The 24,181-nt window shown below is 70.1% G+C and carries 27 protein-coding genes and 1 tRNA gene; 16 read left to right on the top strand and 12 right to left on the bottom strand.

The window, feature by feature from the left end; all coding sequences use genetic code 11:
* The first annotated feature begins 13 nt into the window (after positions 1–13).
* Positions 14–310 (top strand): type II toxin-antitoxin system VapB family antitoxin, encoded by a 297-nt coding sequence (locus PH203_RS18495; RefSeq protein WP_289921192.1) that lies wholly within the window; start codon positions 14–16, stop codon positions 308–310.
* A gap of 99 nt (positions 311–409) precedes the next feature.
* Positions 410–1,063: a LytR C-terminal domain-containing protein gene (locus tag PH203_RS18490; RefSeq protein ID WP_289921191.1), complete on the top strand. Its 654-nt coding sequence runs from the start codon at positions 410–412 to the stop codon at positions 1,061–1,063.
* 70 nt (positions 1,064–1,133) lie between these two features.
* On the opposite strand, the gene upp is transcribed toward PH203_RS18490, so the two are convergent.
* The gene (gene upp / locus PH203_RS18485) at positions 1,134–1,769 is read right to left on the bottom strand and encodes a uracil phosphoribosyltransferase (RefSeq protein ID WP_289921189.1); all 636 of its coding nucleotides are present in this window, start codon (positions 1,767–1,769) and stop codon (positions 1,134–1,136) included.
* A gap of 129 nt (positions 1,770–1,898) precedes the next feature.
* Between upp and PH203_RS18480 the strand changes: the two genes are divergently transcribed.
* From PH203_RS18480 to PH203_RS18440, 9 genes are all read left to right on the top strand, one after another.
* A complete protein-coding gene (locus tag PH203_RS18480) occupies positions 1,899–2,093 on the top strand; it encodes a hypothetical protein (protein ID WP_289921188.1) in 195 nt (64 codons plus the stop codon).
* A 253-nt stretch (positions 2,094–2,346) separates the two neighbouring features.
* On the top strand, positions 2,347–2,880 hold the full coding sequence (locus tag PH203_RS18475) for a hypothetical protein (RefSeq protein ID WP_289921311.1): 534 nt from the start codon (positions 2,347–2,349) through the stop codon (positions 2,878–2,880).
* A gap of 56 nt (positions 2,881–2,936) precedes the next feature.
* Complete coding sequence (gene tadA, locus PH203_RS18470) at positions 2,937–3,362, top strand: tRNA adenosine(34) deaminase TadA (RefSeq protein WP_289921186.1); 426 nt, start codon at positions 2,937–2,939, stop codon at positions 3,360–3,362.
* Between the two features lie 44 nt (positions 3,363–3,406).
* Positions 3,407–3,491 (top strand) — tRNA-Ser (locus PH203_RS18465).
* 232 nt (positions 3,492–3,723) lie between these two features.
* Positions 3,724–3,900, top strand: coding sequence for a hypothetical protein (locus tag PH203_RS18460; protein WP_289921185.1), 177 nt, complete (start codon positions 3,724–3,726; stop codon positions 3,898–3,900).
* Positions 3,901–3,927: 27 nt separating this feature from the next.
* Positions 3,928–4,221: a Dabb family protein gene (locus PH203_RS18455; RefSeq protein ID WP_289921184.1), complete on the top strand. Its 294-nt coding sequence runs from the start codon at positions 3,928–3,930 to the stop codon at positions 4,219–4,221.
* Positions 4,222–4,312: 91 nt separating this feature from the next.
* Positions 4,313–5,206: an RNA polymerase sigma factor SigF gene (locus tag PH203_RS18450; RefSeq protein WP_289921183.1), complete on the top strand. Its 894-nt coding sequence runs from the start codon at positions 4,313–4,315 to the stop codon at positions 5,204–5,206.
* Between the two features lie 362 nt (positions 5,207–5,568).
* Entirely contained in the window at positions 5,569–6,456 is an 888-nt protein-coding gene (locus PH203_RS18445) for an RNA polymerase sigma factor SigF (protein WP_289921182.1), read from the top strand.
* 69 nt (positions 6,457–6,525) lie between these two features.
* Positions 6,526–7,281 carry a hypothetical protein gene (locus PH203_RS18440; RefSeq protein ID WP_289921181.1) on the top strand — a complete coding sequence of 252 codons (756 nt, stop codon included), beginning with the start codon at positions 6,526–6,528 and terminating at the stop codon, positions 7,279–7,281.
* Positions 7,282–7,293: 12 nt separating this feature from the next.
* Here the strand turns inward: PH203_RS18440 and PH203_RS18435 are convergent, their stop codons facing one another.
* The gene (locus tag PH203_RS18435; RefSeq protein WP_289921179.1) at positions 7,294–7,488 is read right to left on the bottom strand and encodes a hypothetical protein; all 195 of its coding nucleotides are present in this window, start codon (positions 7,486–7,488) and stop codon (positions 7,294–7,296) included.
* Positions 7,489–7,752: 264 nt separating this feature from the next.
* Between PH203_RS18435 and PH203_RS18430 the strand changes: the two genes are divergently transcribed.
* From PH203_RS18430 to PH203_RS18415, 4 genes are all read left to right on the top strand, one after another.
* Positions 7,753–8,247 carry a MarR family transcriptional regulator gene (locus PH203_RS18430; RefSeq protein WP_289921178.1) on the top strand — a complete coding sequence of 165 codons (495 nt, stop codon included), beginning with the start codon at positions 7,753–7,755 and terminating at the stop codon, positions 8,245–8,247.
* A gap of 13 nt (positions 8,248–8,260) precedes the next feature.
* Positions 8,261–10,816, top strand: a complete 2,556-nt coding sequence (locus PH203_RS18425; protein ID WP_289921177.1) for an MFS transporter — start codon at positions 8,261–8,263, stop codon at positions 10,814–10,816.
* A gap of 144 nt (positions 10,817–10,960) precedes the next feature.
* Positions 10,961–11,803: a YceI family protein gene (locus PH203_RS18420; RefSeq protein WP_289921175.1), complete on the top strand. Its 843-nt coding sequence runs from the start codon at positions 10,961–10,963 to the stop codon at positions 11,801–11,803.
* Between the two features lie 9 nt (positions 11,804–11,812).
* Entirely contained in the window at positions 11,813–12,286 is a 474-nt protein-coding gene (locus tag PH203_RS18415; RefSeq protein WP_289921172.1) for a PPOX class F420-dependent oxidoreductase, read from the top strand.
* Positions 12,287–12,310: 24 nt separating this feature from the next.
* Here PH203_RS18415 and PH203_RS18410 read toward each other — a convergent pair whose 3' ends face one another.
* From PH203_RS18410 to PH203_RS18365, 10 genes are all read right to left on the bottom strand, one after another.
* On the bottom strand, positions 12,311–12,835 hold the full coding sequence (locus PH203_RS18410; RefSeq protein WP_289921171.1) for a hypothetical protein: 525 nt from the start codon (positions 12,833–12,835) through the stop codon (positions 12,311–12,313).
* 198 nt (positions 12,836–13,033) lie between these two features.
* A complete protein-coding gene (locus PH203_RS18405; protein WP_289921169.1) occupies positions 13,034–13,798 on the bottom strand; it encodes a TetR/AcrR family transcriptional regulator in 765 nt (254 codons plus the stop codon).
* Between the two features lie 89 nt (positions 13,799–13,887).
* Positions 13,888–15,375: an MFS transporter gene (locus PH203_RS18400; RefSeq protein ID WP_289921167.1), complete on the bottom strand. Its 1,488-nt coding sequence runs from the start codon at positions 15,373–15,375 to the stop codon at positions 13,888–13,890.
* Positions 15,376–15,501: 126 nt separating this feature from the next.
* Positions 15,502–17,688 carry a glycosyltransferase family 39 protein gene (locus tag PH203_RS18395; RefSeq protein WP_289921166.1) on the bottom strand — a complete coding sequence of 729 codons (2,187 nt, stop codon included), beginning with the start codon at positions 17,686–17,688 and terminating at the stop codon, positions 15,502–15,504.
* Positions 17,685–19,157 (bottom strand): bifunctional glycosyltransferase family 2/GtrA family protein, encoded by a 1,473-nt coding sequence (locus PH203_RS18390; protein ID WP_289921165.1) that lies wholly within the window; start codon positions 19,155–19,157, stop codon positions 17,685–17,687. The genes PH203_RS18395 and PH203_RS18390 overlap by 4 nt, the downstream gene beginning before the upstream one ends.
* A 14-nt stretch (positions 19,158–19,171) precedes the next feature.
* Complete coding sequence (locus PH203_RS18385) at positions 19,172–20,770, bottom strand: HAMP domain-containing sensor histidine kinase (RefSeq protein WP_289921164.1); 1,599 nt, start codon at positions 20,768–20,770, stop codon at positions 19,172–19,174.
* Positions 20,767–21,507: a response regulator transcription factor gene (locus tag PH203_RS18380; protein WP_289921163.1), complete on the bottom strand. Its 741-nt coding sequence runs from the start codon at positions 21,505–21,507 to the stop codon at positions 20,767–20,769. The genes PH203_RS18385 and PH203_RS18380 overlap by 4 nt, the downstream gene beginning before the upstream one ends.
* Positions 21,508–21,609: 102 nt before the next feature.
* Positions 21,610–22,017, bottom strand: a complete 408-nt coding sequence (locus PH203_RS18375; protein WP_289921162.1) for an antibiotic biosynthesis monooxygenase — start codon at positions 22,015–22,017, stop codon at positions 21,610–21,612.
* A 140-nt stretch (positions 22,018–22,157) separates the two neighbouring features.
* Positions 22,158–23,039 (bottom strand): DUF2797 domain-containing protein, encoded by an 882-nt coding sequence (locus PH203_RS18370; protein ID WP_289921161.1) that lies wholly within the window; start codon positions 23,037–23,039, stop codon positions 22,158–22,160.
* A gap of 105 nt (positions 23,040–23,144) precedes the next feature.
* Positions 23,145–23,537 (bottom strand): HGxxPAAW family protein, encoded by a 393-nt coding sequence (locus PH203_RS18365; RefSeq protein ID WP_289921160.1) that lies wholly within the window; start codon positions 23,535–23,537, stop codon positions 23,145–23,147.
* Positions 23,538–23,637: 100 nt separating this feature from the next.
* Between PH203_RS18365 and PH203_RS18360 the strand changes: the two genes are divergently transcribed.
* Positions 23,638–24,120: a MarR family transcriptional regulator gene (locus PH203_RS18360; protein WP_289921159.1), complete on the top strand. Its 483-nt coding sequence runs from the start codon at positions 23,638–23,640 to the stop codon at positions 24,118–24,120.
* The last annotated feature ends 61 nt before the right edge of the window (positions 24,121–24,181 follow it).

Below are 24,181 nucleotides of genomic sequence, written 5' to 3'. Positions count from 1 at the left end.
GTAGGCTTTCCGTGTGATCTTCAAGCGCATCGGAAACGGCCGGCCATACCCCGACCATGGCCGGGAAAGCACCCGGGCATGGGCGGACGTCGCGCCGCGCCCGGTCCGCCTCGATCAGCTGGTGACGACCAAGGGCCAGCTCGACCTGGAAACCCTGCTCGCCGAGGACTCCACGTTCTACGGCGACCTCTTCGCGCACGTCGTGAAGTGGCAGGGCGACCTGTATCTCGAGGACGGCCTGCACCGCGCGGTACGAGCGGCGCTGCAGCAGCGCCAGGTGCTGCACGCACGTGTACTGGAGCTGGATTAAGTGGCGTCCCTGTAGAGGGTTCGCCCTTTCGGGTTCACCTGACCCGGATCCAATGATCATTTAGTAGGCATCGCCGCCCGGGCGCACTACGCTGCGCCCATGAGCATGCTGACTCCCCCGGGCATGGGCGGCAAGTACCGGATCACGGGGGACAAATACCCACGCATGCGCCGCCCCCGGCGGCGCGGCAGGCTCGTGTTCGCGCTGCTGGCCTCGGTCACCGCGCTCGGCCTGGTCGGCTGGGGCACCCTGCAGCTCATCGGCATCTTCACGGGCGGCGACGAGACGGCATCCGCGGCGGGCCCGAAGGCCGACTGCGCCACGCAGGCGTCCCCGTCGGCATCGGCATCGGCGCCGGCCTCCACGACCGTGTATCCCAGGCCCGCCCAGATCACCGTCAACGTCTTCAACGCCACGCCCCGAGCGGGTCTGGCCAAGAAGACGGCGGACGAGCTGAAGAAGCGCGGCTTCAAGATCGGCGACGTCGGCAACGCGAGCGCCCAGTTCGACAAGAACGTCGACGGCACGGGGCTGCTGCTCGGCCCGACGTCCGCGGTGAGCACGTCGCTGCCGGTCCTCGGCACGCAGCTCGCAGGCGCGGAGGCGCGCGCGGACAGCCGTAAGGGCAAGGACGTGGACCTGATCATCGGGACGGGTTTCAAGTCCCTGACGGCAAAGGCGGCGGCGGACAAGGCGCTGGCCGCGCTGGGGAAGCCCCAGCCGGAGCCGAGTTCTTCGAAAAAGGCCTGTTGAAGAAGGTTCAGGAGAAGGTTCAGGGGCGCGGGGCTGATGGACACCCGCACCCCTGGAACAGCAGGCGTTCCTACTCCGCGGCGCCGTACAACCGGTCCCCGGCGTCTCCAAGGCCCGGCACGATGTACCCGTGCTCGTTCAGGTGATCGTCGACGGCCGCCGTCACCACCGTCACCGGCGTCCCCGCCAGCTCCCGCTCCATCAGCTCCACGCCCTCGGGCGCGGCCAGCAGCACGACCGCGGTCACATCGTCCGCGCCGCGCTTGATCAGCTCACGGATGGCCGCGACCAGCGTGCCGCCCGTCGCCAGCATCGGGTCGAGGACGTACACCTGCCGCCCCGAGAGGTCCTCCGGCATCCGCGTGGCGTACGTGGACGCCTCCAGCGTCTCCTCGTTGCGGATCATGCCGAGGAACCCCACCTCGGCGGTCGGCAGCAGCCGGACCATGCCGTCGAGCATGCCGAGGCCCGCGCGGAGGATCGGCACGACCAGGGGCCGCGGGTAGGAGAGCTTGACGCCCGTGGTCCCGGCGACCGGCGTCGTGATGTCGACCTGCTCGGTGCGCACGTCACGCGTGGCCTCGTAGGCGAGCAGGGTGACCAGTTCGTCGGCGAGACGGCGGAAGGTCGCGGAGTCGGTGCGCTGGTCGCGCAGCGTGGTGAGCTTGTGAGCGACCAGGGGGTGGTCGACGACATGGAGACGCATGTCCACAACAGTAACCGGGCCCGCTGCGCCGGACGTCCCGACGCAGCCCAAACCACACGTCACCCGCCCGCTGGCATCAAACCGCCCGTCGGAGGGAAAGTGGGAGGGACGTGACGGGGTGGTGTGCCTATGCCGGAACCGGAACAGCAACAAGCGTCGCAACAGGAGCAGCAGCAGGAGACCGACGCCGAGCGGCGCCGCCGCCGCGCCCAGTTCCTGCGCGACCTCGCCGAGGCCCGTGAGCTGCGCGACCGGGTCCAGCCGCGGCGCGCCAAGACGGCCCGATTGCGGCACGCGATGCGTATGCGCACGTTCCGCTGGTAGCCGCCGGGCCCGGCCGGATGCCCGCCGGACCCTCCAGATATCGCCCGGGTGCACGCAACGCGCCCACGGCCGCGTACGATCCCGCTGGTGGACGATCAAAACGGGCGGACACAGGGAGCCGAAGACGTCCCCTGAACGCTCCGTTTCTGCCACGATTCCGAGTGGGTGGGGCTCGGGGCCAACGCCTTCCCGCCCAAAACCTCCGCCGGGGGGACCCCCAACCGGCACGCCTATGACCAGTGGGAGAGTCACGGTGTACTTCGCCGCACTGCTCGCGCGCACCGAAGACGGGTGGGAAGCGAGCGACACAGAGCTCGACGATGTGGAGACCCTGTCGGATCTGGCCGACCTGGCCCGTGAAGCCTCGCCCGAGGACGACACGGTGCTGGTGCTCATCGAGCAGGAGGACGCCTGGTTCGGCGTCGTCCGCATCGACGGCGAGGAGGACCCTCGCATCTACGTCTCGGACGCCGCCGCCGCTGCCCGCAGCAGTTACGGCGAGATCCTGCTCACCGACGAACTGCTCGGAAGGGAGCCCGGGGACGACGACACCGACCTGGACGCCCTCGACCTCGACGGCACCGAGGACGGTGAGGACGAGGAGGAGAGCGACGACACCGAGGGCGGCGGCTCCGCCGACGCCGTGCCGCACGGTCCCGTCGGCGACCCCGGGATCCTCGACGACCTGGGTGTCAGCGAGAAGGAGCTGAAGTCCCTGTCGGACGACGCGCTCACCGAGATCGCCGACGCGCTGGGCGCCTCGGAGGTCCTGGAGACCGTCCGCTGACCGGGGACTCCTACACGGGCCCCCCGGACCCGGTACGCGACCGCTGGCGGGCCGCGATGCGGCTCGCCCTGGACGAGGCGGGGCGGGCCGGTACGGACGTCCCCGTGGGGGCCGTCGTACTGGCCCCGGACGGTACGACCGTCCTCGGCTCCGGGCACAACGAACGCGAGGCGGTCGGCGACCCGACCGCCCACGCGGAGGTCCTGGCGATCCGCCGGGCCGCAGCGAAGCTCGGGGAGTGGCGGCTGACCGGCTGCACGCTGGTCGTCACCCTGGAGCCCTGCACGATGTGCGCGGGCGCCCTGGTGCAGTCCCGCGTGGACCGCGTGGTCTACGGCGCCCGCGACGACAAGGCCGGCGCGACCGGCTCCCTCTGGGACGTCGTCCGCGACCGCCGCCTCAACCACAGGCCGGAGGTCGTCGAGGGCGTACTCGCCGAGGAGTGCGCGGCCCTGCTCACGGACTTCTTCCGGAGCCGGTAATACCGATTTCAGAGCACGCCCCACCTTGCTGTAAGGTCTCCCTCGGTAGCGTGTCCGAGCGGCCGAAGGAGCTCGCCTCGAAAGCGAGTGTGGCGCAAGTCACCGAGGGTTCAAATCCCTCCGCTACCGCTTGAGAAGGGCCCCGTCATCAGACGGGGCCCTTCGTGCGTGAGGTCCCGGAGAAAAGAAAAAGAGAAGAAGAGAGCTCAATGCTGCGGCCCGCGAGGGCGTCGCCGGTCCGGCAAAGGACCCGGAACTGCAGGTCGTTGGTCCTTAAATGTGATGTGCGGAAGTTACACTCGCCGCCGGCACAGGAGTCCCGACAGGCACGACGGACACGACAGTCACGGGGGAGGCCGCCATGGCGGTGAATGCGAAGAAGGTCGCCGTCTATGTACTCGTGGTCTTCGTGATGTATGTGATCATCACGGACCCCGACGGGGCCGCGGACTACGTCCAGATAGGGTTCGAGGGCATATCGGACGCCGCCAAGGCCATCGGTGACTTCTTCACCTGGCTCGCCGACGGGGCGCAGTAGCGGCTGATCGGAAGCTGGGAGCGCAAGATGATTCGCCACCTCGTCCTGTTCAAGCTCAACGAGGGCGTCGAGCGCGACGACCCGCAGGTCGTGGCGGGCGTCGAGGCCTTCCGCGCCCTGGACGGCAAGATCGAGGAGATCCGCTTCTGGGAGCTGGGCTGGAACCTCAGCGACCGGCCCATCGCGTACGACTTCGCCATCAACTCGGGGTTCGAGGACGCGGACGCGCTGCGGCGGTACGTGGAGCACCCGGAGCACCAGGCGGGGGTGGGGCTCTGGAAGGAGTTCGCCACCTGGGTGATCGCGGACTACGCGTACTGACCTCACCCCGACTTCCCCACCAACACGGCGTAACGCAACGTTATGCGGTGCTTGCACACAGTGCACATGTCTTGTGATGCTATGACCGCTTTTGACGGATGAGTTGACCGATGAAGAGGTGGCGTTGACCGTGTCGGCCAGTACTGCGCCACTTCAGGAAGCCCCCCAGCAGGCTCTTCAGCCGGCTCCTCAGCCGGCCCCCCAGGAAGCCGCGCCGCGCAGCCGTGGTGCCGACACCCGGGCGCTGACCCAGGTGCTCTTCGGCCAGCTCAAGGAGCTCCGCCCGGGCACTCCGGAGCACAACCGGGTGCGCGGGGCGCTCATCGAGGCCAACCTCCCGCTCGTGCGCTACGCGGCCGCCCGCTTCCGCTCCCGCAACGAGCCGATGGAGGACGTGATCCAGGTCGGGACCATCGGGCTGATCAACGCGATCGACCGGTTCGACCCGGAGCGGGGCGTGCAGTTCCCGACGTTCGCGATGCCGACCGTCGTCGGCGAGATCAAGCGGTACTTCCGGGACAACGTACGGACCGTCCATGTGCCGCGCCGGCTCCACGAACTGTGGGTCCAGGTCAACAGCGCGACCGAGGATCTGACGACCGCCTTCGGACGCACCCCCACCACCGCCGAGGTCGCCGAACGGCTGCGGATCGGCGAGGACGAGGTGCTGTCCTGCATCGAGGCCGGCCGCTCGTACCACGCGACCTCGCTGGAGGCCGCCCAGGAAGGCGACGGACTGCCCGGACTGCTGGACCGGCTCGGCTACGAGGACCCCGCCCTCGACGGCGTGGAGCACCGGGATCTCGTACGGCATCTGCTGGTCCAACTGCCCGAGCGGGAACAGCGAATCCTGTTGCTGCGCTACTACAGCAATCTCACCCAGTCGCAAATCAGCGCGGAACTCGGTGTCTCCCAGATGCATGTCTCGCGGCTACTCGCGCGTAGCTTCCAGCGGCTGCGGTCCGCCAATCGGATCGACGCATAGTCGCACTCATAGCGGGGCGCATAGTCGGGTGCATAGCGGGGTGCATGGGCGGGGGCATAAGGGGCGCACGGGAGCGCGTTCCGGAACACCGCAGTTCGCAAGCAGGATCGAGGCGTAACCGGCGCGAGCGAATCGCTCACCAGCGCTGTTCCCGACACTTCTGCGCCGAAAAACCGTCAGACCCCCTTTATCCAGGGCGGATTCACGTCTCGCATGTCGACATGTCACTACAGCGTGTTGCCGACATGTGACATTCTTCCGGCAGAGCGTTTGCCGGGGCTTCGGCTCCGGTATTCAGGTGAAGGCTGACGTTCCTCGACGGAGCGTTCGCCACGACCGTCCCGCGACCCAAAGGGGGTGGCATGTCCGCAGACCAGGGCAGCTCGAAGGTGCTCACGCTCACCAAGAGCGAGGCTGCGCCCGCGCTCGACGACAACACGGCTGTCGAGGCCGCCGTAGAGGCCCCGGCCCTTCCGGAGACCTCGGGGGCCATCGACACCCGGACCCTGTCCCGCTCCCTCTTCCTGCGGCTCGCCGCCCTCGACGAGAACAGCCCCGAGCGCGTGTACGTCCGGGACACCCTCATCGAGCTCAACCTCCCCCTCGTGCGCTACGCGGCGGCCCGCTTCCGCTCGCGCAACGAGCCGATGGAGGACATCGTCCAGGTCGGCACCATCGGCCTGATCAAGGCGATCGACCGCTTCGACTGCGAACGCGGCGTGGAGTTCCCGACGTTCGCGATGCCGACGGTCGTCGGCGAGATCAAGCGGTTCTTCCGCGACACGTCCTGGTCGGTGCGCGTCCCGCGCCGGCTCCAGGAGCTGCGGCTGGCCCTCACCAAGGCCAGTGACGAGCTCTCCCAGAAGCTGGACCGCTCCCCGACGGTCGCCGAACTCGCCGCGGTCCTGGGCGTGTCCGAGGAGGACGTCGTCGACGGCCTCGCGGTCGGCAACGCGTACACCGCCTCCTCGCTGGACTCCCCGGCCCCGGAGGACGACGGCGGCGAGGGCTCCCTGGCCGACCGGCTCGGCTACGAGGACACCGCCCTCGAAGGCGTCGAGTACCGCGAGTCCCTGAAGCCGCTGCTCGCCAAACTCCCGCCCCGTGAGCGCCAGATCATCATGCTGCGCTTCTTCGCCAACATGACCCAGTCGCAGATCGGCGAGGAGGTCGGCATCTCCCAGATGCACGTCTCCCGGCTGCTGACCCGCACGCTGGCCCAGCTGCGGGAAGGTCTCATCTCGGACTGAAGGGGCCCCGGCCCACGGAAGTTCCGCATGGGGCTTCCTTACTGACGGAGCGTCAGCCACACTGGCGCGATGCTCCGGGCGACCGTATGGACACATGGCCGTCGAGGCGCCGCCGTCGGTGCGTCGGCGGCCGTCGCCTGTCTGGGCGCGCTGCTGGCTTCCTGCGGCGGTGGGAACGCGAGCGGTGACGGCGGGTACGTCGCCGTCGGAGCGGCGGGCGGGCAGCCCCGGATGTCGGTGCGGCCGACGGGGAGCGTGCAGGTCGTACCGCTGGACGGGGCCGACTCTTCCGAGCCGGAGGGGAGTTCGGGAGAGAGCCCGTCCGCGGGGACGGGGGCTCCGGGGGCGGGCGCTCCGGGCGGGCCTTCGCTGTCGAGCGTGCCAGGAAGCGGCGGTCCGGGCCCGGAGGGAGCTCAGGGCACCCCGGGCGGCCCCGGGCCCTCCTCGGCAGGCGGCGCCGATTCCGGTCGTACGCCTACGAGTTCGCCGCCCGCCGGGACGCCCGGCGCGTCACCCGCCCCCGCCGTCCTGACCGTGAGCGATCCGGAGCGGGCGGCCGCCGATCAGCGCTGGTGCGAGAAGGTGACGCTGGTGTTCCGCAACTCCGGTGGCACCGCGGTGCGTTCGGGCACGGTGACCTTCGGGACGCACATCATCGGGGCGCTCGGGATCGACTGGGGGACCGTCGAGTCCGAGGTGGCGCTTCCGGCGCCGATCGAGGCGGGGGCGCGCAGCGAGAGGACCTGGACGGTGTGTGTCGACGCGTGGCGGGTGCCGCTCGGGATGCACATCGAGACGCGGGACGTCGATGTGCGGTGGAACTGAGCCGACGGTCGGTTACTTGAGCGCCAGCCACGCCACGGCCGCGACGATCGCCACGGCGGCGACGACGCCGAGGATCAGGCCGATGCGGGGGCCGGAGGAAGCCGCCGTCTGCTGCTGGGTCTGCGGGGACTCATCCACGAACGCGCGGAACATCTGCGTGCTGCCGGCGGGGTCGTAGTTGCCCTGGGGGTCCTGGGTGTTAGCCATGGGCTGAGACCCTAGCGAATGTGCGGGGGCGGCCCAAGTGGGGGCTCTCAGGTTTGATGCCGGGTGCGGCGCCGTTGGGGCTGGTCGCGCAGTTCCCCGCGCCCCTGAGGTGGGTGCAGTACCCCGGCACCCACCACCACCTGCACATTTACTCTCGCAATACTTGCCTTTGCCAAGTTTTTGCGGCCCGCCCGCTCCTATTTATTTGCCTGTAGCAACCAACACTTCCTATGGTTGCCCCAAGCAACGAATACGGGAGGTGCGATGGCCGGGCAGGCGCAGTACGAGGAGCTGATGCGTCAGTTCAGTGCCTTCGGAGCCGTGAAGCGGGAGTTGGGGCGGATCATGCCGCCCGACTGCTCGAGCGGTTCCGCCGCGGTGCTGACGCTGCTCGGGCGGCACGGGGACATGCGCATGAGCAAGCTGTCGGAGCTGCTCGCCGTCGACATGTCGGTGACCAGCCGCCATGCCGGGCATCTCGCCGAGCGCGGCTGGATCGACCGGTCCCCCGACCCGGCGGACAAGCGTTCCCGCATCCTGCACCTCACCCCGGCGGGCCTGGCCCAGCTGGAGCAGCTGTCGCGGCGGACCTGCGAGCTGCTCGCCGAGCGGCTCAGCGACTGGAGCGACGAGGACGTGGCCCGGCTGAGCGGGCTCATGGCCCGGCTGAGGACCAGCTTCGACGACTGCCGTACCGCCGCCGCCCACCGCGTATGCGACGAGCCCACCCAGACCACCCGTACACCCGCGAACACATAAGCAAAGGAAACCCATGGCAACGACCACACCAGCCGGTGTGCGGGCCCACGGCAAGCACGGGGGAGGCACCGCGCACGCCGAGCACGCCCCCATGACGCACCGGCAGATCATGGAGGCGCTCTCCGGGCTGCTGCTCGGGATGTTCGTGGCGATCCTGTCGTCCACGATCGTCTCGAACGCCCTCCCGGAGATCATCGGCGACCTCGGCGGCGGCCAGTCCGCCTACACCTGGGTCGTCACCGCCGCCCTGCTGTCGATGACCGCCTCGACTCCCCTGTGGGGCAAGCTCGCCGACCTCTACAGCAAGAAGGCGCTCGTCCAGATAGCGCTCGTCGTCTACGTGCTGGGATCGGCGGCCGCCGGGCTGTCGCAGAACGCCGGGATGCTCATCACCTTCCGAGTCGTCCAGGGCATCGGTGTCGGCGGTCTGTCGGCCCTCGCGCAGATCGTGATGGCGGCGATGATCTCCCCGCGCGAGCGCGGCCGTTACTCCGGCTACCTCGGCGCGACCTTCGCCGTCGCCACCGTCGGCGGCCCGCTGCTCGGCGGTGTCATCACCGACACCTCGTGGCTCGGCTGGCGCTGGTGCTTCTACGTCGGTGTGCCCTTCGCCGTGATCGCGCTGATCGTGCTGCAGAAGACCCTGCATCTGCCGGTCGTGAAGCGGGACGTGAAGGTCGACTGGGCCGGCGCGTTCTTCGTCGCGGCGGCGGTCTCGCTGCTGCTGATCTGGGTCACCTTCGCCGGTGACAAGTACGACTGGATCTCCTGGCAGACGTACGCGATGGTCGGCGGGTCGATCGCGCTCGCCCTGATCTTCGTGCTCGTCGAGTCGAAGGCCTCCGAACCCCTCATCCCGCTGCGGCTGTTCCGCAACCGGACCATCACGCTGTCGTCGATCGCGTCGATGTTCGTCGGTACGGCGATGTTCTCCGGCACGGTCTTCTTCGCCCAGTACTTCCAGCTGGCCCGCGACGAGTCCCCGACCATGTCCGGCGTGCTGACCATCCCGATGATCGGCGGACTGTTCGTCTCCTCCACCGTCTCCGGGCAGTTCATCACCCGCACCGGGCGCTGGAAGGCCTGGCTGGTCAGCGGTGGTGTGCTCATCACGGCGGGCCTCGGTCTGCTGGGCACCATCCGCTACGACACGGACTACTGGAAGACCGCGGTCTTCATGGCCCTGCTGGGTCTCGGCATCGGCATGATGATGCAGAACCTGGTGTTGTGCACGCAGAACCAGGTCGAGCCGAAGGACCTCGGATCGGCGTCCTCCACGGTCACCTTCTTCCGGTCCCTCGGCGGCGCGATGGGCGTCTCGGTGCTCGGTGCCGTGATGGCCAACAAGATCACCGACTACGTCAAGGACGGGCTCACCGACCTCGGCCCCAAGTACGCCTCGTCGGCGGGCGGTTCGAGTTCCTCCGGCGAGATCCCGGACATGGACAAGCTGCCGGCGCCACTGCGCACGGTCATGGAGAGCGCGTACGGGCACGGCATCGCGGACGTGTTCCTGATCGCGGCGGTCCTGGCCGCGGTCGCCTTCCTCATCACGCTGTTCATCAAGGAGGTCCCGCTGCGGACGAAGGGCGCGATGGCGCAGGAGGCCACTGCTCAGGAAGCCGCTCCCCAGGAGGCCACCCCTCAGGAGGCCGCTTCTTCGGCCCAGGCCGGGGCTCCGGCTCCCGCGTCCGCCGCCGAGGAGCGGGTCCCGAGCTGGGCCGTCTCTCAGACGCAGGCCGCCGCGGCCGACGGCACGCAGAGGCTCGCCGCCGTGGCGACCGTCGAAGCGCCCACCGCCGCCTCCGGTGGCATCCCGGTCCGCGGCCACGTCCGCGGCGCCGAGAGCGAACCGGTCCCCCAGGCCGCGGTCACGCTGATCTCCCTCGCGGGACAGCAGCTGGGCCGGTCGGTGACCCAGGCGGACGGTTCGTACGGCGTGGACGCGCCGAGCGTGGGCTCGTACGTCCTGATCGCCTCCGCGGACGGGTTCCAGCCGCAGGCGTCCACGGTCGTGGTCCACGGTGAGCCGGTGGCGTACGACATCCTGCTCAGCGGGACGAGTGGGCTGAGCGGGGTCGTGCGGGCCGCGGACAGTGCGCTGCCGGTCAAGGACGCGATGGTGATCGTGACCGATGTGCGCGGGGATCTGCTGGCCACCGGGACCACCGGTGAGCAGGGCGAGTTCGGGTTCGCCGAGCTGGTGCCCGGGGTGGTGACCGTCGCCGTGAACGCCGCCGGGTACCGGCCGCGCGCCCTGCCCGTCGAGGTCGGCGGGACCGGGGTCACCCGGATCGAGGTCGAGCTGGAGCCCGGGGCCCAGGTCCAGGGCGTCGTACGGGCTCCGCACGGGCCGCTGGCCGATGCGCGGGTCACGCTCGTCGACGCGGCCGGGAATGTCGTGGGGACCGCGACGACCGGGACGGACGGGGCGTACGCCTTCACCGACCTGGACGCCGGCGACTACACGGTCATCGCCACGGGCTACCCCCCGGTGGCGACGGCCCTGACGGTGGGCGGTCGCGGAACCGACGGCCATGACATCGAGCTCGCCCACCCCGGCGAGTAGGGCCCGCCGGTGAGCGGGGCCCGCACCTGGGCCCCGCTCACCCGAGGACGGAAAAGACCCCGGCCCGCGGCGGGTGGGCGCGCGCTCTGAGCGGAGGTTGCGCGTCCCGCCGCGGGCCGGTCGCATTCTTGAGGAGTACGTGAAATGGGACTGACCGCGAGGATCCGTACCCGGGACGGATGGGCCGTGTCGCACGCGGTCGTCACGCTGGTCGACATGACGGGCGCGCAGGTGCTGCGGGCCGAGGCCGACGCGGAGGGGACGGTACGGGAGCCCCAGCCGCTGCCGGCCGGGGCGTACACCGTCATCGTCACCGCCGTCGGGTACGCGCCCGCCGCCGCGAGCGTGATCGTGACGGCTGGGGGCACCCCCTCCGGGGGAGGTCGTGCCGAGGTGGGCACGGTGACGCTGGCGCGGCAGGGCGGGGCCGAGTTGCCGCCGCCGGGGCCGTGGACGGTGGATCCGGCGCACTCGACGGTGGGGGCGGTGGCCCGGCATCTGGGGATCTCCAGCGTGCACGGGCGGTTCACGGAGTTCGCCGCCTCGATCGAGGTCGCTCCGGACGACGTCACCAAGTCGCGGGTGGAGGCGGTGATCCGGGCCGACTCGATCGACACCGGGAACGCGATGCGGGACGGGCATCTGAGGTCGGCGGACTTCCTGGACGTGGAGAGGTTCCCGGAGATCACGTATCGGTCGTCCGGGCTGACGGTCGCCGGGCCGGACCGGTGGACCGTGCACGGGGAGCTGGCGCTGCACGGGGTCGTACGGCCGGTCGACCTCGACCTCGCCTACCTCGGGACCGGCGCCGATCCCTGGGGTGGGACCCGGGCGGCCTTCCGGGCGAGCGCGCAGTTGCGGCGCGAGGACTTCGCCATGAACTACAACCAGGTCGTGCAGGCGGGGATCGCTGCGATCGGTACGACGTTGAAGGTGGAGCTGGACATCCAGGCGGTGCAAGGGGATTCGCTGCCTCCGCAGGCCTAGGGTGTCCTCATGGCACCGAACATCGCGACCAACACCGCTGTCTCTCTGGATGAGTTGCTGGACTTCGTACGGCCCCGGCACCGGGCCCTGCTGCTGACGCGCCGGGCCGACGGAAGCCCGCAGGCCTCGCCGCTGACCTGCGGGGTCGACGACTCGGGGCGGATCGTTGTCTCCACGTATCCCGAGCGGGCGAAGACGCGCAACGCCAAGCGGGACGAGCGGGTCAGTGTCGTCGTGCTGAGCGACGACTGGAACGGGCCGTGGGTGCAGATCGACGGCACCGCCGAGGTCATCGACTCACCGGACTCCGTGGAACCGCTGGTGGAGTACTTCCGGAACATCTCCGGCGAGCACCCGGACTGGGACGAGTACCGGGAGGCGATGGTCAAGCAGGGGAAGTCGATCATTCGCGTCACGCCGGTGAAGTGGGGGCCGGTGGCCACGGGCGGGTTCCCGGCGCGGCTGGCCTCGCCGGACGCGTGATGGACGGCGGGCCGGGGTAGCGGGTCAGTCCTCCGCGCCGACGCGGCGGGCTATCTCCTTGAGACGGTCCAGCTCGCGCTGGGCCGCGACCGGGTGGGCCAGGTCGAGAGCCATGCCCGCGCGGGCGGTGATGTAGTGGATGTCGTGGAGGGTCGACTCGACGAGGCCGGGGACCGTCCGCAGACGACGGCCCGTGGACCAGAGGAACAGCTCGATGGTGTCGAGCCGGTCCCGTCGGCCCTGGCCGACCGCGTGCGGCCTGGCGTCCTTGGCGTAGTCGCGGGCCTGGGCGTCCGCCTCGTGGGGGCGGGGGCGCTCGGGAGCCCAGGGCAGGGCGGCGCGGCGGGCCTCCTCGTACAGGTCCGCCACCCATCGGCGGGCCCCCGCGTGATCGCGCTCCTCGACGGCCCGGCGGGCCCGGTCGAGCATGACCCGCAGTCCGGCCCTGACCTCGGGGTCCTCGCCCGTCCGGGCGTCCAGATAGCTGGACCACACGTCCAACGCCTTCGCCAACTCGGCGTCCAGCAAAGCCTCGTACGCATCCGCCACTCGGCAGTCTCTCCCCTCCGGCCGTCCTGACGTGGACGGCGGCGGTTCACGATAGGGGGCGGGGTGGGGGGTGGGCCTGCGAATTAATCGGGGGGGGGCGGGAGGTCCCGGTGGGTGCGTGGATCGGGCGGGGACTCGTGGGCGCGTGGATCGTGGGGTCGGGCCGGCGCCGCGCGGCCCGGGCGCCTCCACGTCCCGTCAGCCGCCCTCTCGCTTCACCATCGCCTCGATCCCCGCCACCAGCAGATCGAGCGCGAAGTCGAAGTCGCGTTCCCACATCTCCTGGACCGTGTCGCCGCCGCGGGCCGCCATGATGTCCTCGGACTGCCGGACCAGCTCTGTGGTCTCCGGGGCCCGGTTGACCTCGCTCATGGCGTGCTGGAAGTACTCGTCCGGGGTCATGCCGACGGCGTTGGAACGGGCGTTGAAGTGGCCCTCGATCGTGCCGAAGCCGTAGACGAACTGGAAGACGGCGGAGATGGCGGCGGCGATTCCCCGCGGGGGGAGTCCGGTGCTGCGGATGACGCGGTGCACGACTCGGGCGAACGCGGTGTTGTTCGGGCCGATGTTGAGGTAGGTCCCGGCCAGCGGGGACATCCAGGGGTGCCGGACCAGCAGCGCGCGGTAGCCCCGGGCCAGCGTGCGCAGATCGTCACGCCAGTCCGCCTCCGACTCCAGGCCGGGCAGGGCGAGTTCACCGAAGACCGAGTCGAGGGCGAGTTCGAGGAGGTCGTCCTTGGTGTCGACGTACCAGTAGACGGACATCGCGGTGACGTTCAGCTCGGCCGCGAGCCGCCGCATGGAGAACTTGGCCAGTCCTTCGGCGTCGAGGAGCCGGACGGTGGCCGAGGTGATGCGCTCGCGGTCGAGGCCGGACGGCTGACCGCCACCCCGGGTGCCCCGCCGGGTCTTGTCCTCCAGCCACACGCTGGTCCGCGCCGCCCGCTGGCCTGTTTTCACCATGGCGCACCTTCCTAGCCTTGCAATTGCCGATCAGCTTAGGCGCCCCGGCAGGGCGGGACTGTTCGCAGGACGATCGCACCCCCGGGCTCCTAGGCGACCTCTTCCCGCTCAACCCGTCGCAGCAACGCCGCCGTGACCAACCCACCCAGCAACACAGCCACCGACCCCACCAACAGGCTGGTCTCAAGGCCGGAGGAGTACGCGTCGACGATCCGCGCCTTCTCGGATTCCGACCCCGCCACCGCCAGCGCCGCCGGCAGGCTGGACGCCGCCACGGGAACCAGCGCCGCGAACCGCGAGCTCAGCACCGCCCCCAGCACCGCGACCCCCAGCCCCTGCCCGAACTCCGCCACCGTGCCGTTGATCCCCGCCCCGATCCCCGCCTTCTCCGGCGGAATCGAGCTCATGATGGTGTGCGCCATGGCCGGGTTGGCGATCGCGGCGCCCGCACCGATCAGGACCAGCCCCAGCAGTGTCCCGGCGTATCCTCCGGACGCCAGCATCGCGATGGACACGAGCCCACCGGACATCAACACCATGCCCAGTCCGATCGCGGCCGGATTCCCCAGCCTGGTCGCCCACTTGGCCGCCAGTCCGGAGAAGTTCAGCGCCACGATCGTGACGGCGAGCGGCGCGGTGTGGATGCCCGCCTCCAGCGGGTCGTAGCCGAGCACGAACTGCATGTGCTGGGTGAGCAGGAAGAGCGAGCCGCCCATCCCGAAGGTCATCAGCACCGCACCCGCGATGGCCGCGGTGAAGCGGGGGTTCTTGAAGAAGTGCACGTCGAGCATGGGGTACTCGATCCGGCTCTCCCAGTACGCGAACGCGGCCAGCACCACGACCGCGACACCCGCCGAGGTCAGCACACGCCCCGAGGACCAGCCGTGCCCGGGCCCCGAGATGATCGCGAACACCAGCGAGGCCATGCCGATCGTCGACAGCAGGGCACCGAGGAGGTCGGGCCGGTCTCCGCGCGGGTTTTTGGACTCGGGGACCAGGGTGATCGTGGCGATCAGGCCGATTGCGGCGACCGGGAGGTTGATGAGGAAGATCGCACCCCACCAGAAGTGGTCCAGCATGAACCCGCCGATCAGCGGGCCGCAGGCGAACCCGAGCGCGTTGATCGCCGCCCAGATTCCGATCGCCTTGGCGTGCTCCTCGGGCGTGAAGATCTGCATCACCACGGCGAGCGTGGTCGTCAGCAGCAGCGCGCCGCCGACGCCCATCCCGGCCCGCGCGGCGATCAACTGGCCCGTGCTGTCGGCCAGTCCGGCCGCCAGCGAGCCGGCACCGAACAGGGTGAGACCCGCTGTCAGCATCTTCTTGCGGCCGTAGCGGTCGGCCGCGCTGCCCGCGGTGAGCAGCAGCCCGGACTGCACCAGTGAGTACGCGTTGATCATCCACTGGATGTCCGAGGTGGCCGCGCCCAGCTCCTTGGTGAGGGAGGGGATCGCGACGTTCAGGACGGTGTTGTCGAGGACGACGGTGAGCTGCGCGAGACAGATCACGCCGAGGATGAGCCAGCGCTGGGGATGGCCCTGGGCGACGGTGGCGGGTGCGGGTGCGGAAGCCGACATGCTGTACACCGTAGAACAGTTCCTATACGGCGTACAACGCGGTTTTCCGGCCATACGGCGGGACCGGGACACGACGAGAAGGGCGGCGACCGTGAGTGGTCACCGCCCTCGGGTCTCGCCCGGCCGTCAGCTGTCGCTGCCGCTCGCCTTCTGTGTCAGGTCGTAGAAGGTGGACGAACCCACCGTCACCTTCTTGAAGTTGGCCTCGACCCACTCGGTGATCTGCGAGGACGTGCCGTCGCTGCCGCCGCCCATGCCGCCGAAGCCGCCGGAGCCGCTGGAGATGAAGTAGTGGATCTTGCCGTCCTCGACGTACTGCTTGAACTGCGCCAGCGTCGGGGACGGGTCCGTGCCGTTGAAGCCGCCGATCGCCATCACCGGTTCGCCGGTGGAGAGTTGGTAGCTCGCCGCGTTCTGGGAGCCGATGGCCGCCGCGGCCCAGGTGTAGTCGTCGGAGTCGGCTTCGAGGAGCTTCTTGGCCTCGTCGGTGACGCTCGCGCCGTTGAGGAGGCCGCCGATACCGCCGCCGCCCATGCCGCCGCCTTCGCCTGTCATGCCGCCGGGCATGCCGTCCTGCTGGTTCTGGGAGTTGCCGTTGCCGTTGCCGTTCTGGCCCGGCATCCCGCCGCCGAAGCCGCCGGTGCCGCCGCCACCGGGGAAGCCGTTGCCCTGCTGGCCCTGGCCCTGGGTGTTGCCGTTGCCGTTCTGCTGGTTCTGGCCGCCACCCGGGAAGCCGCCGCCACCGGGGCCACCACCCCGGCCACCGCCGCCCATCATGCTCGCGCCGGCCGGACCGGCCGTCACGATGGAACCGGTGTGGCCTTCCTGAAGCGTGCTGATGGTGTACGCGGTCGGACCGGCCAGCGCGGCCGCCAGGCCCACCGACGCCGCCGCGAAGGCGAGTTGACGGTTGATGCGGCCCGCGAAGACCAGGCCGAGCGCGGCGACCAGGCCGCCGATCAGCACCAGCCACTTCAGCCAGGGCAGGTAGTCGGGCGTGCGGTTGAGGAGGACGTACCCCCAGGCCACGCCGGCCACGACCGCGGCCGCGAGGGTGAGCGACGCCCAGACCTCGGACCGCTTCTCCCACAGCAGGGTCGAGCCCATGCCGATCACGGCGGCGATGTAGGGCGCGAGGGCGACCGTGTAGTACTGGTGGTAGATGCCCGCCATGTAGCTGAAGACGACCATGGTGACCAGCAGCGAGCCGCCCCAGACGAGGAACGAACCACGGGTGACGGACGTCCTGCGCGCCTTCCGCGTCGCCCACAGCCCCGCGACCAGCAGGATCAGGGCCGCCGGGAGCAGCCACGAGATCTGGCCGCCGGTCTCGGAGCTGAACATCCGGTCCCAGCCGGTCTCGCCCCACTGCCCGCCCCCACCCATGCCGCCGCCACCGCCGCCGACCGAGCCGGTCTCCTCGCCGTTGAGGCGGCCGAGTCCGTTGTAGCCGAAGGTCAGTTCAAGGAAGGAGTTGTTCTGGGAGCCGCCGATGTAGGGGCGGGAGGACGCGGGCCACAGTTCGACGATCGCGACCCACCAGCCGCCGGAGACGACCAGGGCGGCGGTCGCCGCGGCCAGCTGTCCGAACCGCTTCTTCACCGGCACCGGCGCGCAGACCGCGTACACGATCGCGAGCGGCGGCAGGATCAGGAAGGCCTGGAGGGTCTTGGCGAGGAAGGCGAAGCCGATGGCGGCACCCGCCCACAGCAGCCACTTCGTACGGCCGTCCTCCAGGGCGCGGACCACGAAGTAGCAGGCCACGGCCAGCAGCAGGGCCAGCATCGCATCCGGGTTGTTGAACCGGAACATCAGCGCCGCGACGGGGGTGAGCGCGAGCACCGCGCCCGCGATCAGACCGGCCGCGGGGCTGAAGCGGCGGCGCACGGCGGCGTAGACGACGGCGACCGTGCCGATGCCCATGAGGACCTCGGGCATCAGGATCGCCCACGAGCTCAGTCCGAAGACCCGCACCGACAGGGCCATCGGCCACAGCGAGGCCGGGGGCTTGTCGACGGTGATCGCGTTGCCCGCGTCCAGCGAGCCGAAGAAGAACGCCTTCCAGGACTGGCTGCCGGCCTGAACGGCCGCGGAGTAGAAGGAGTTGGCGTAACCGGAGGAGGTCAGGTTGTAGAAGTAGAGCACCGCGGTGGCGAGGAGCAGGCCCCAGAACGCGGGGCGCACCCAGCGGGGGTCCTCGGGTCGGCCGCGCCACAGTCTTTTCACGAAGGGCTGCCTGGGCTCGCCGGCCTCGGGTGCGGGCGGGGCCGCGGCAGCGGAAGGCTCCTGCACGGCCGCACTGGTGGTGGTCATCGGGGGTCCCCCGGGGTGTTGTCGCAGGGGCGCACCGGCTGCAGCCGCATGGTGGCGTCCCGCTGGCTGTGGTCCGCGGCTTCACCGGCGCGGACCTGGTCGTCGTACGAGAAGTGGCTGCCGCCTGCGCGCGTCGGCAGGGGCGCGTGGAGCGGCTGCCGATGTGCGGTGGTGGAGTAGGTCGGCGAGGACGGCACGGCCGGTGTGTGGGAGGCCACGACCGTCGACTCGCGGCGCTCGGGGAAGACCCAGGCGCGGAAGAGCAGGAAGCGCAGCACGGTCGCCGCGAGGTTGGCGGCGATCAGGACCGCCAGCTCGGTGGAGTGGGCCGGGTTGCTGCTGGCGGCGTTCAGGGCGGCGAGCGAACCGCTGGTCAGGGCGAGGCCGATACCGAAGACGACGAGGCCCTGCGCCTGGTGCCGGACGGCACCGCCACGGCCGCGCACCCCGAAGGTCAGCCGCCGGTTGGCCGCCGTGTTGGCGACGGCCGAGACCAGCAGGGCGAGCGCGTTGGCGACCTGCGAGCCTCCGAACTGCCGGAAGACGGTGTAGAGGAGGAGGTAGAAGAGCGTCGACAGCCCGCCGACCACACAGAACCCGACGAGCTGGCGGGCCAGCCCCTTCGGTACGTCCTTGATCTCGCGGTCGCGCGGGTCGTCACCGAAGGGCCGCGCGATCCGGTCCAGCGGGAGCGAGCCGGTGGCCAGGGCCTTGCCCACGCGCCACACCCCCTTGAGGTCCTCGGTCGCGGTCTTCACGATGTGGACGGTGGAGTCGGGGTCGTCGACCCAGTCGACGGGCACCTCGTGGATACGGAGTCCCGCGCGCTCGGCGATGACCAGCATCTCGGTGTCGAAGAACCAGCCGGTGTCCTCGATCATCGGCAGCAGCGCCTGCGCCACATCGCGCCGGATCGCCTTGAATCCGCACTGCGCGTCCGAGAAGCGGGCCTGCAGCGAACCGCGCAGGATGAGGTTGTACGAGCGGCTGATGAACTCCCGCTTGGGGCCGCGCACCACTCGCGAGGAGCGGGCGAGCCGGGATCCGATCGCCAGGTCGGAGTGGCCCGAGATCAGCGGGGCCACCAGCGGGAGCAGGGCGTTGAGGTCGGTGGACAGGTCCACGTCCATATAGGCGAGGATCGGCGCGTCCGAGGCGGACCACACGGTGCGCAGGGCGCGACCACGGCCCTTCTGCTCCAGACGGAAGGCCCGGACCTCGGCGATCTCCGCCTCCAGCCGCTGGGACACCTGTGGGGTGGTGTCCGTCGACGCGTTGTCCGCGATGGTGATGCGGAACGCGTACGGGAAGGTGTGCTTGAGGTGGTCGTGCAGTCTCAGCACACACGGTTGGAGGTCCTTCTCCTCGTTGTAGACGGGGATCACTACGTCCAGGACTGGCGTGCCGGCGTCGCCGGCCGGGAGGTGCTCCCGCGCCGGCAGAGTGCCGGGAGAAGAGTCGGTTTGCATGGCATCGACTGTCGTCAAGTGCCCTGTTGCACCCATGTGTTGACACTGTGCTGAGCCTGTGAGTCCGGTTGCCAGTTCGTTTCGGGCGCCGGGCGGGGCGTCACGGGGGTGAGCGCGGGGAGGTGGACCGTGAACACGGTCCGCCCCGGAACGCTGTCCACGGTCACCGCACCGCCGTGCGCGGCCGCGACCGCCTGCACGATCGCGAGACCGAGCCCGGTGGAACCGGAGGCACGGGAGCGGGAGGAGTCGCCGCGCGCGAAGCGTTCGAAGACATGCGGCAGCAGATCCGGCGGGATTCCCTGCCCGTTGTCCTCGACGTCCACGCACATCCAGGGTCCGCGCCGCTGGATGCGTGCGGTGATCGTGGTCCCGGGCGCGGTGTGCTTGCGGGCGTTGCCGAGAAGGTTGATGAGCACCTGCTGCAGGCGTGCGGCATCGCCGGAGACGAGAGCGGGCTCATCGGGCAGATCGAGCCGCCAGCTGTGCTCCATGCCGGCCGCGCGGATGTCGCTGATGGTGTCCACGACGAGGGGGATGAGATCGGTCTGCTCGAACTGGAGCGGCCGCCCGGCGTCGAGCCGCGCGAGCAGGAGCAGGTCCTCGACCAGCAACGTCATACGGCCCGCCTCGGATTCGATACGTCCGAGCGCGTGCCGGGTGTCGGGGCCGATCTGCTCTCTGCCGCGCCTGGTCAGCTCGGCGTAGCCGCGGATGGAGGCGAGGGGGGTTCTGAGTTCATGACTGGCGTCGGCGACGAACTGGCGTACCCGCATCTCGCTCTGCTGACGGGAGTGCAGGGCCGCGTGGACGTGGTCCAGCATCCGGTTCAGCGCGACGCCCACCTTGCCGACCTCGGTGTTCGGGTCGCACTCCGACTCGGGGACGCGCTCGCTGAGGTTGACCTCGCCGGTGTGGAGGGGGAGTTCGGAGACACGGGTCGCTGTCGCGGCGACCCGTCGGAGGGGGCGGGTGGCCACACCGACGATGACGGTACCGGCGATACCGGCGGCACCGAGACCGGCCGCGGTGACGCTGGCTTCCACGGCGATGAGGGTGTTGAGGGTGTTGTTGACTTCCGCGGTAGGGATACCGACGTAGAAATCGCCCTTGGGACCGGAGCGGAACTTGACGCGGTACTCACCGAGTCCGGGGATGTCGACAGTGTGCGTGGAATTGTCCTGGGAGACCTCGTTGAGCGCGTCGATCGCCTCGTCGCTCAGGTCCTCGGCCGTCGGCTCGTACCTGTCGTCCTTCTCACCGACCTTCGCATCGGTGATGATGCGGTTCTTCACCGAGGCCACGATGGTGCCCGCTTGCGGTCCTCCCTTGACCAGGTCGGTCAAGGCCGGCACGCCCTGGGGCAGTTGGCGGCCCTTGTCCTCTTTGCCGGGCGGTGCGTTCACTCCGGCGGCCCACGCCGCAGCCTCGCCCACCTTGTTGTCCAGCTGCTCATACAGATGGGACCGCAACGCAAGCGTCGTCACCGTACCGATCACCGCACACACCACCGCGATCAGCACCAGGGACGCGACGACGAGCCGGGCCCGCAGGGTGCGCGGCTGGCCCAGTCGCTTCCGCTGCGTGCGCGTCGGCCGTCGTCGTCCGCTCATGACACCGCGGGCTTGATCAGGTAACCGGCACCACGCCGGGTGTGGATCATGGGCTCGCGACCGGCGTCGATCTTCCGACGCAGGTAGGAGATGTACAACTCGACCACGTTGGCCTGCCCCCCGAAGTCGTACGACCAGACACGGTCGAGGATCTGCGCCTTGCTGAGCACGCGCCGCGGGTTGCGCATCAGGAAGCGCAGCAGCTCGAACTCGGTCGCGGTGAGGTGGATGGACTCACCGGCCCGCGACACCTCGTGGCTGTCCTCGTCGAGGGTGAGGTCCCCGACGACCAGCATGGAGTCCGACCGCCGGTCGGCCGCACCGGAGCGGCGGATGAGCCCGCGCAGCCGGGCCACGACCTCCTCGAGGGAGAACGGCTTGGTGACGTAGTCGTCGCCACCGGCGGTGAGCCCGGCGATACGGTCCTCGACCGCGTCCTTGGCGGTGAGGAAGAGCACCGGCACGTCCGGCAGCTCCCGCCGCAGCCGCCCCAGAACGGTCAGCCCGTCCATGTCGGGCAGCATCATGTCGAGTACGACGGCGTCGGGCCGGAAGTCCCGAGCGGTCTGGAGGGCACCGGTGCCGTCTCCCGCACTCCGGATCTGCCATCCCTCATAGCGAAGGGCCATGGACAGCAGCTCGGTGATCGACAGCTCGTCGTCCACCACAAGCACTCGGACGGGGCTCCCGTCCGGCCTCAGCAGTTCGGTGCGCCCCTGGGGCGAGGTCGTGGTCATGGTGGACACACTGTCGGCGCCCTCTGAGAGCACCCTTTCGGCAAGCTGTGATTTCCCTGAGAAACTCACAGACGCTTCTCAGGGAATCCCTGGGAAGTCGGCTCAGGCCCTCTCGAACCCATGACTGTGCTCGACCCTGGCGATGTGCAGGGAGTACCGCTCGTACCAGTGCTCCCGCCCGTACGCCTTGGCCTCCCGGTGCGCCGCGTTCTGCCGCCACTGCTCGATGCCGGCCAAATCCCGGAAGTAGGCGACGGTGATCGACAGCCCACCCGGCGTCCGGGCCGAGTCCTCGCCCAGGAACCCCGGGATCTCCTTGACCAGCTCGCCCATGCGCGCCGCGGTGGCACCGTATCCGGTGTTCTGCTCGGTACGCAGGGAGGTGAAGACGACCGCGTAGTACGGGGGTTCGTGGGCGGCGACGGGGAGGATGCGCGGGACGGGCTCCCCGGCCGCGTCCGGCGTGTCAGACGTATCCGGCGCGTCAGGCGCAATGTGGTGATCACTCATGTCGTCCACGATCGGCCCCGCCCCGAGTCGCGTCCAGGCCCCTTACCCAAAGGGATCCGAGAGGGATCCGAATCTTTACCGGCCGAGTCTCATATCTCGCAGACCAGCGCGTCCTGCACGCAGACCAACCCGTCCCGCTCTCAGAACAGCCCGTCCTGCACTCCCCTCTCCTTCAGCGCCCCCTTGAACTCCCGCACCGGCACGGCAAGTTCATCGGCGTCGACGGGAATCAGCCCCCACCCCCTCATCAACCGTGTGTCCACCACGACCACCCCGCCCCCGGTGTCCAGATGCAGATCGGGCCCGGCGGCCGCGACCAACCGCCCGCCCACCGCACCGCCGGCGACCAGCTCGGTCACCTCACCGACGGCGGCCGGCGCCTCCGCGAGCCCGAACTCGCGCACATGGTCGACGGGTTGGCAGGGCTCGGCGCGGAGCGACTCGGGCCACCCTCCCAACGTCACGGCCCGCGCATGCAGTTCGGTGATCTCGGCCGCCCGCTCCGCCTCGGTGCCGGGCAACGCGGAGCGCACCGCGCGCTTGTCGGCGTACGGAATCCGGTCGGGGACCCGGAGGGCCGCCCGCAGCAGTTCCTCCGTCCGCCGGGCCGCCATGAGCGGGCCGACGCCGAGCCAGGTGAAAGAGACCGCGCCCTGCTCAAGCAGCCGCGCGGAGCCCCGTTCTTCGGCGGTGATCCCGACCTTGGTCATACCGGGGCCGAACCAGGCCAGATAGACGTGGTACGGCCGGGGATCGTCCGCGATGGTGTCGGCGGCCACGGAGTGCGCCCGGTCCAGCCGCGCACACTCCTCGCATCGCGCCCCCGTACTGCGCGCCGACACGGCCACCCGTATCGGACACGCATGCCCCCGCGCTCCCACACATGTCCGCACACCCCCGTCCGCGACCCCGAAGGCCACCCTTTTCCCCCAGGTCAGCGCACTGCGCCGACCGCCTTCCCACGCCAGCACGGGACCGTCCGCCGACCACCGCAGCCCCGAGCACTTCCATGCCTGTGCCATCGCTCACGAGAGTAGGGGGTGGCACTGACAAGGGCACTGACAGTGGCACTGACAAGGGCGGCTGAGCTGCGCAAACGGGCAGCCCGGCGACGCACGACGCGGCACTCAGCGCCCGCCCGGCGCCCGCGCGAACTCCGGCTCCCCTGCCCCCACCCCGGCTTCCACCGCCGTACCCCCGGCGACCAGTCCGCCCCGCCCCCGTCCCCGCCCCGCAAGCCGGCACCCCACACACCCCGGATGCCCCTCCCGCGCCGACAGATCCCGCACCCGCCACCCCCACTGCTCCCGAGGCCTGCGCCCCGACGGCTTTCCCCACCCGGCCAGATGCAGCAGCCACGTCACGAGAACACTCACGGCCACGATGACGAGCCCACCCGCCACGAGTGCGGCCGAGACGGTCACGACCCCCGCCCCCAGCACCACCGTCCCGGCGGTCGCGATCCCGAATCCGGTCCACCCCGCGACCGTATGGCCGTGGTCATATTGGTGTGCGCTCATGCACCCGCCCCTCACCCCTCGCTGCGCACCCGCAGCAGAACCTCTCACGACGTAAGAAATTTAGCACCGAAATCTCTCACAATCTAAGGTAATTACGAAGATGCCAGCCAAGCCGCGCCCCGCCGCCACCCCGGCCCAGGCGCTGACGTCGATGGACTCCCTCATCGCGACGCATCTGCTGGGCCAGCAGGAGATGGCCCAGCGGCTGGGCCTGAACGTCACGGACCTGCTCTGTTTCGCCTGCGTACTGAAGGCCGGCGAGGACCTGCTCACCGCCGGCGACCTCGCAGAGCACGCCCATGTCACGACGGGCGCGATGACCGGCATCCTCAACCGTCTGGAGCGCGGCGGTTTCATCACCCGCCGCCCCGACCCGAAGGACCGCCGCCGCGTCCGCGTCGCCGCGGTCCCGGCCGCGGTGGCTCGCGTGGAGTCCCTGTACGGCCCCTACTACGCCCGCCTCAACGACCTCTTCGCCGACTACTCCGCGGCCGAGATCGCCGTACTCAACGACTGGTTCACGCGTACGACGGGTCTGGCACTGGAGTACATCGAGGAACTCCGGGTCCAGGACGGCGAGTAGGGCAGGGCGGAGTACGGGGGTCGAGTAGGGCCAGGCGGAGGGTGGGGGTGGGGCTGGCTCC

The sequence above is a fragment of the Streptomyces sp. S.PB5 genome (genome assembly GCF_030403745.1).
Taxonomy (GTDB): domain Bacteria; phylum Actinomycetota; class Actinomycetes; order Streptomycetales; family Streptomycetaceae; genus Streptomyces.
Note: the sequence above shows the minus strand (reverse complement) of the source record. Positions and strands in the feature narration are given on the sequence as shown.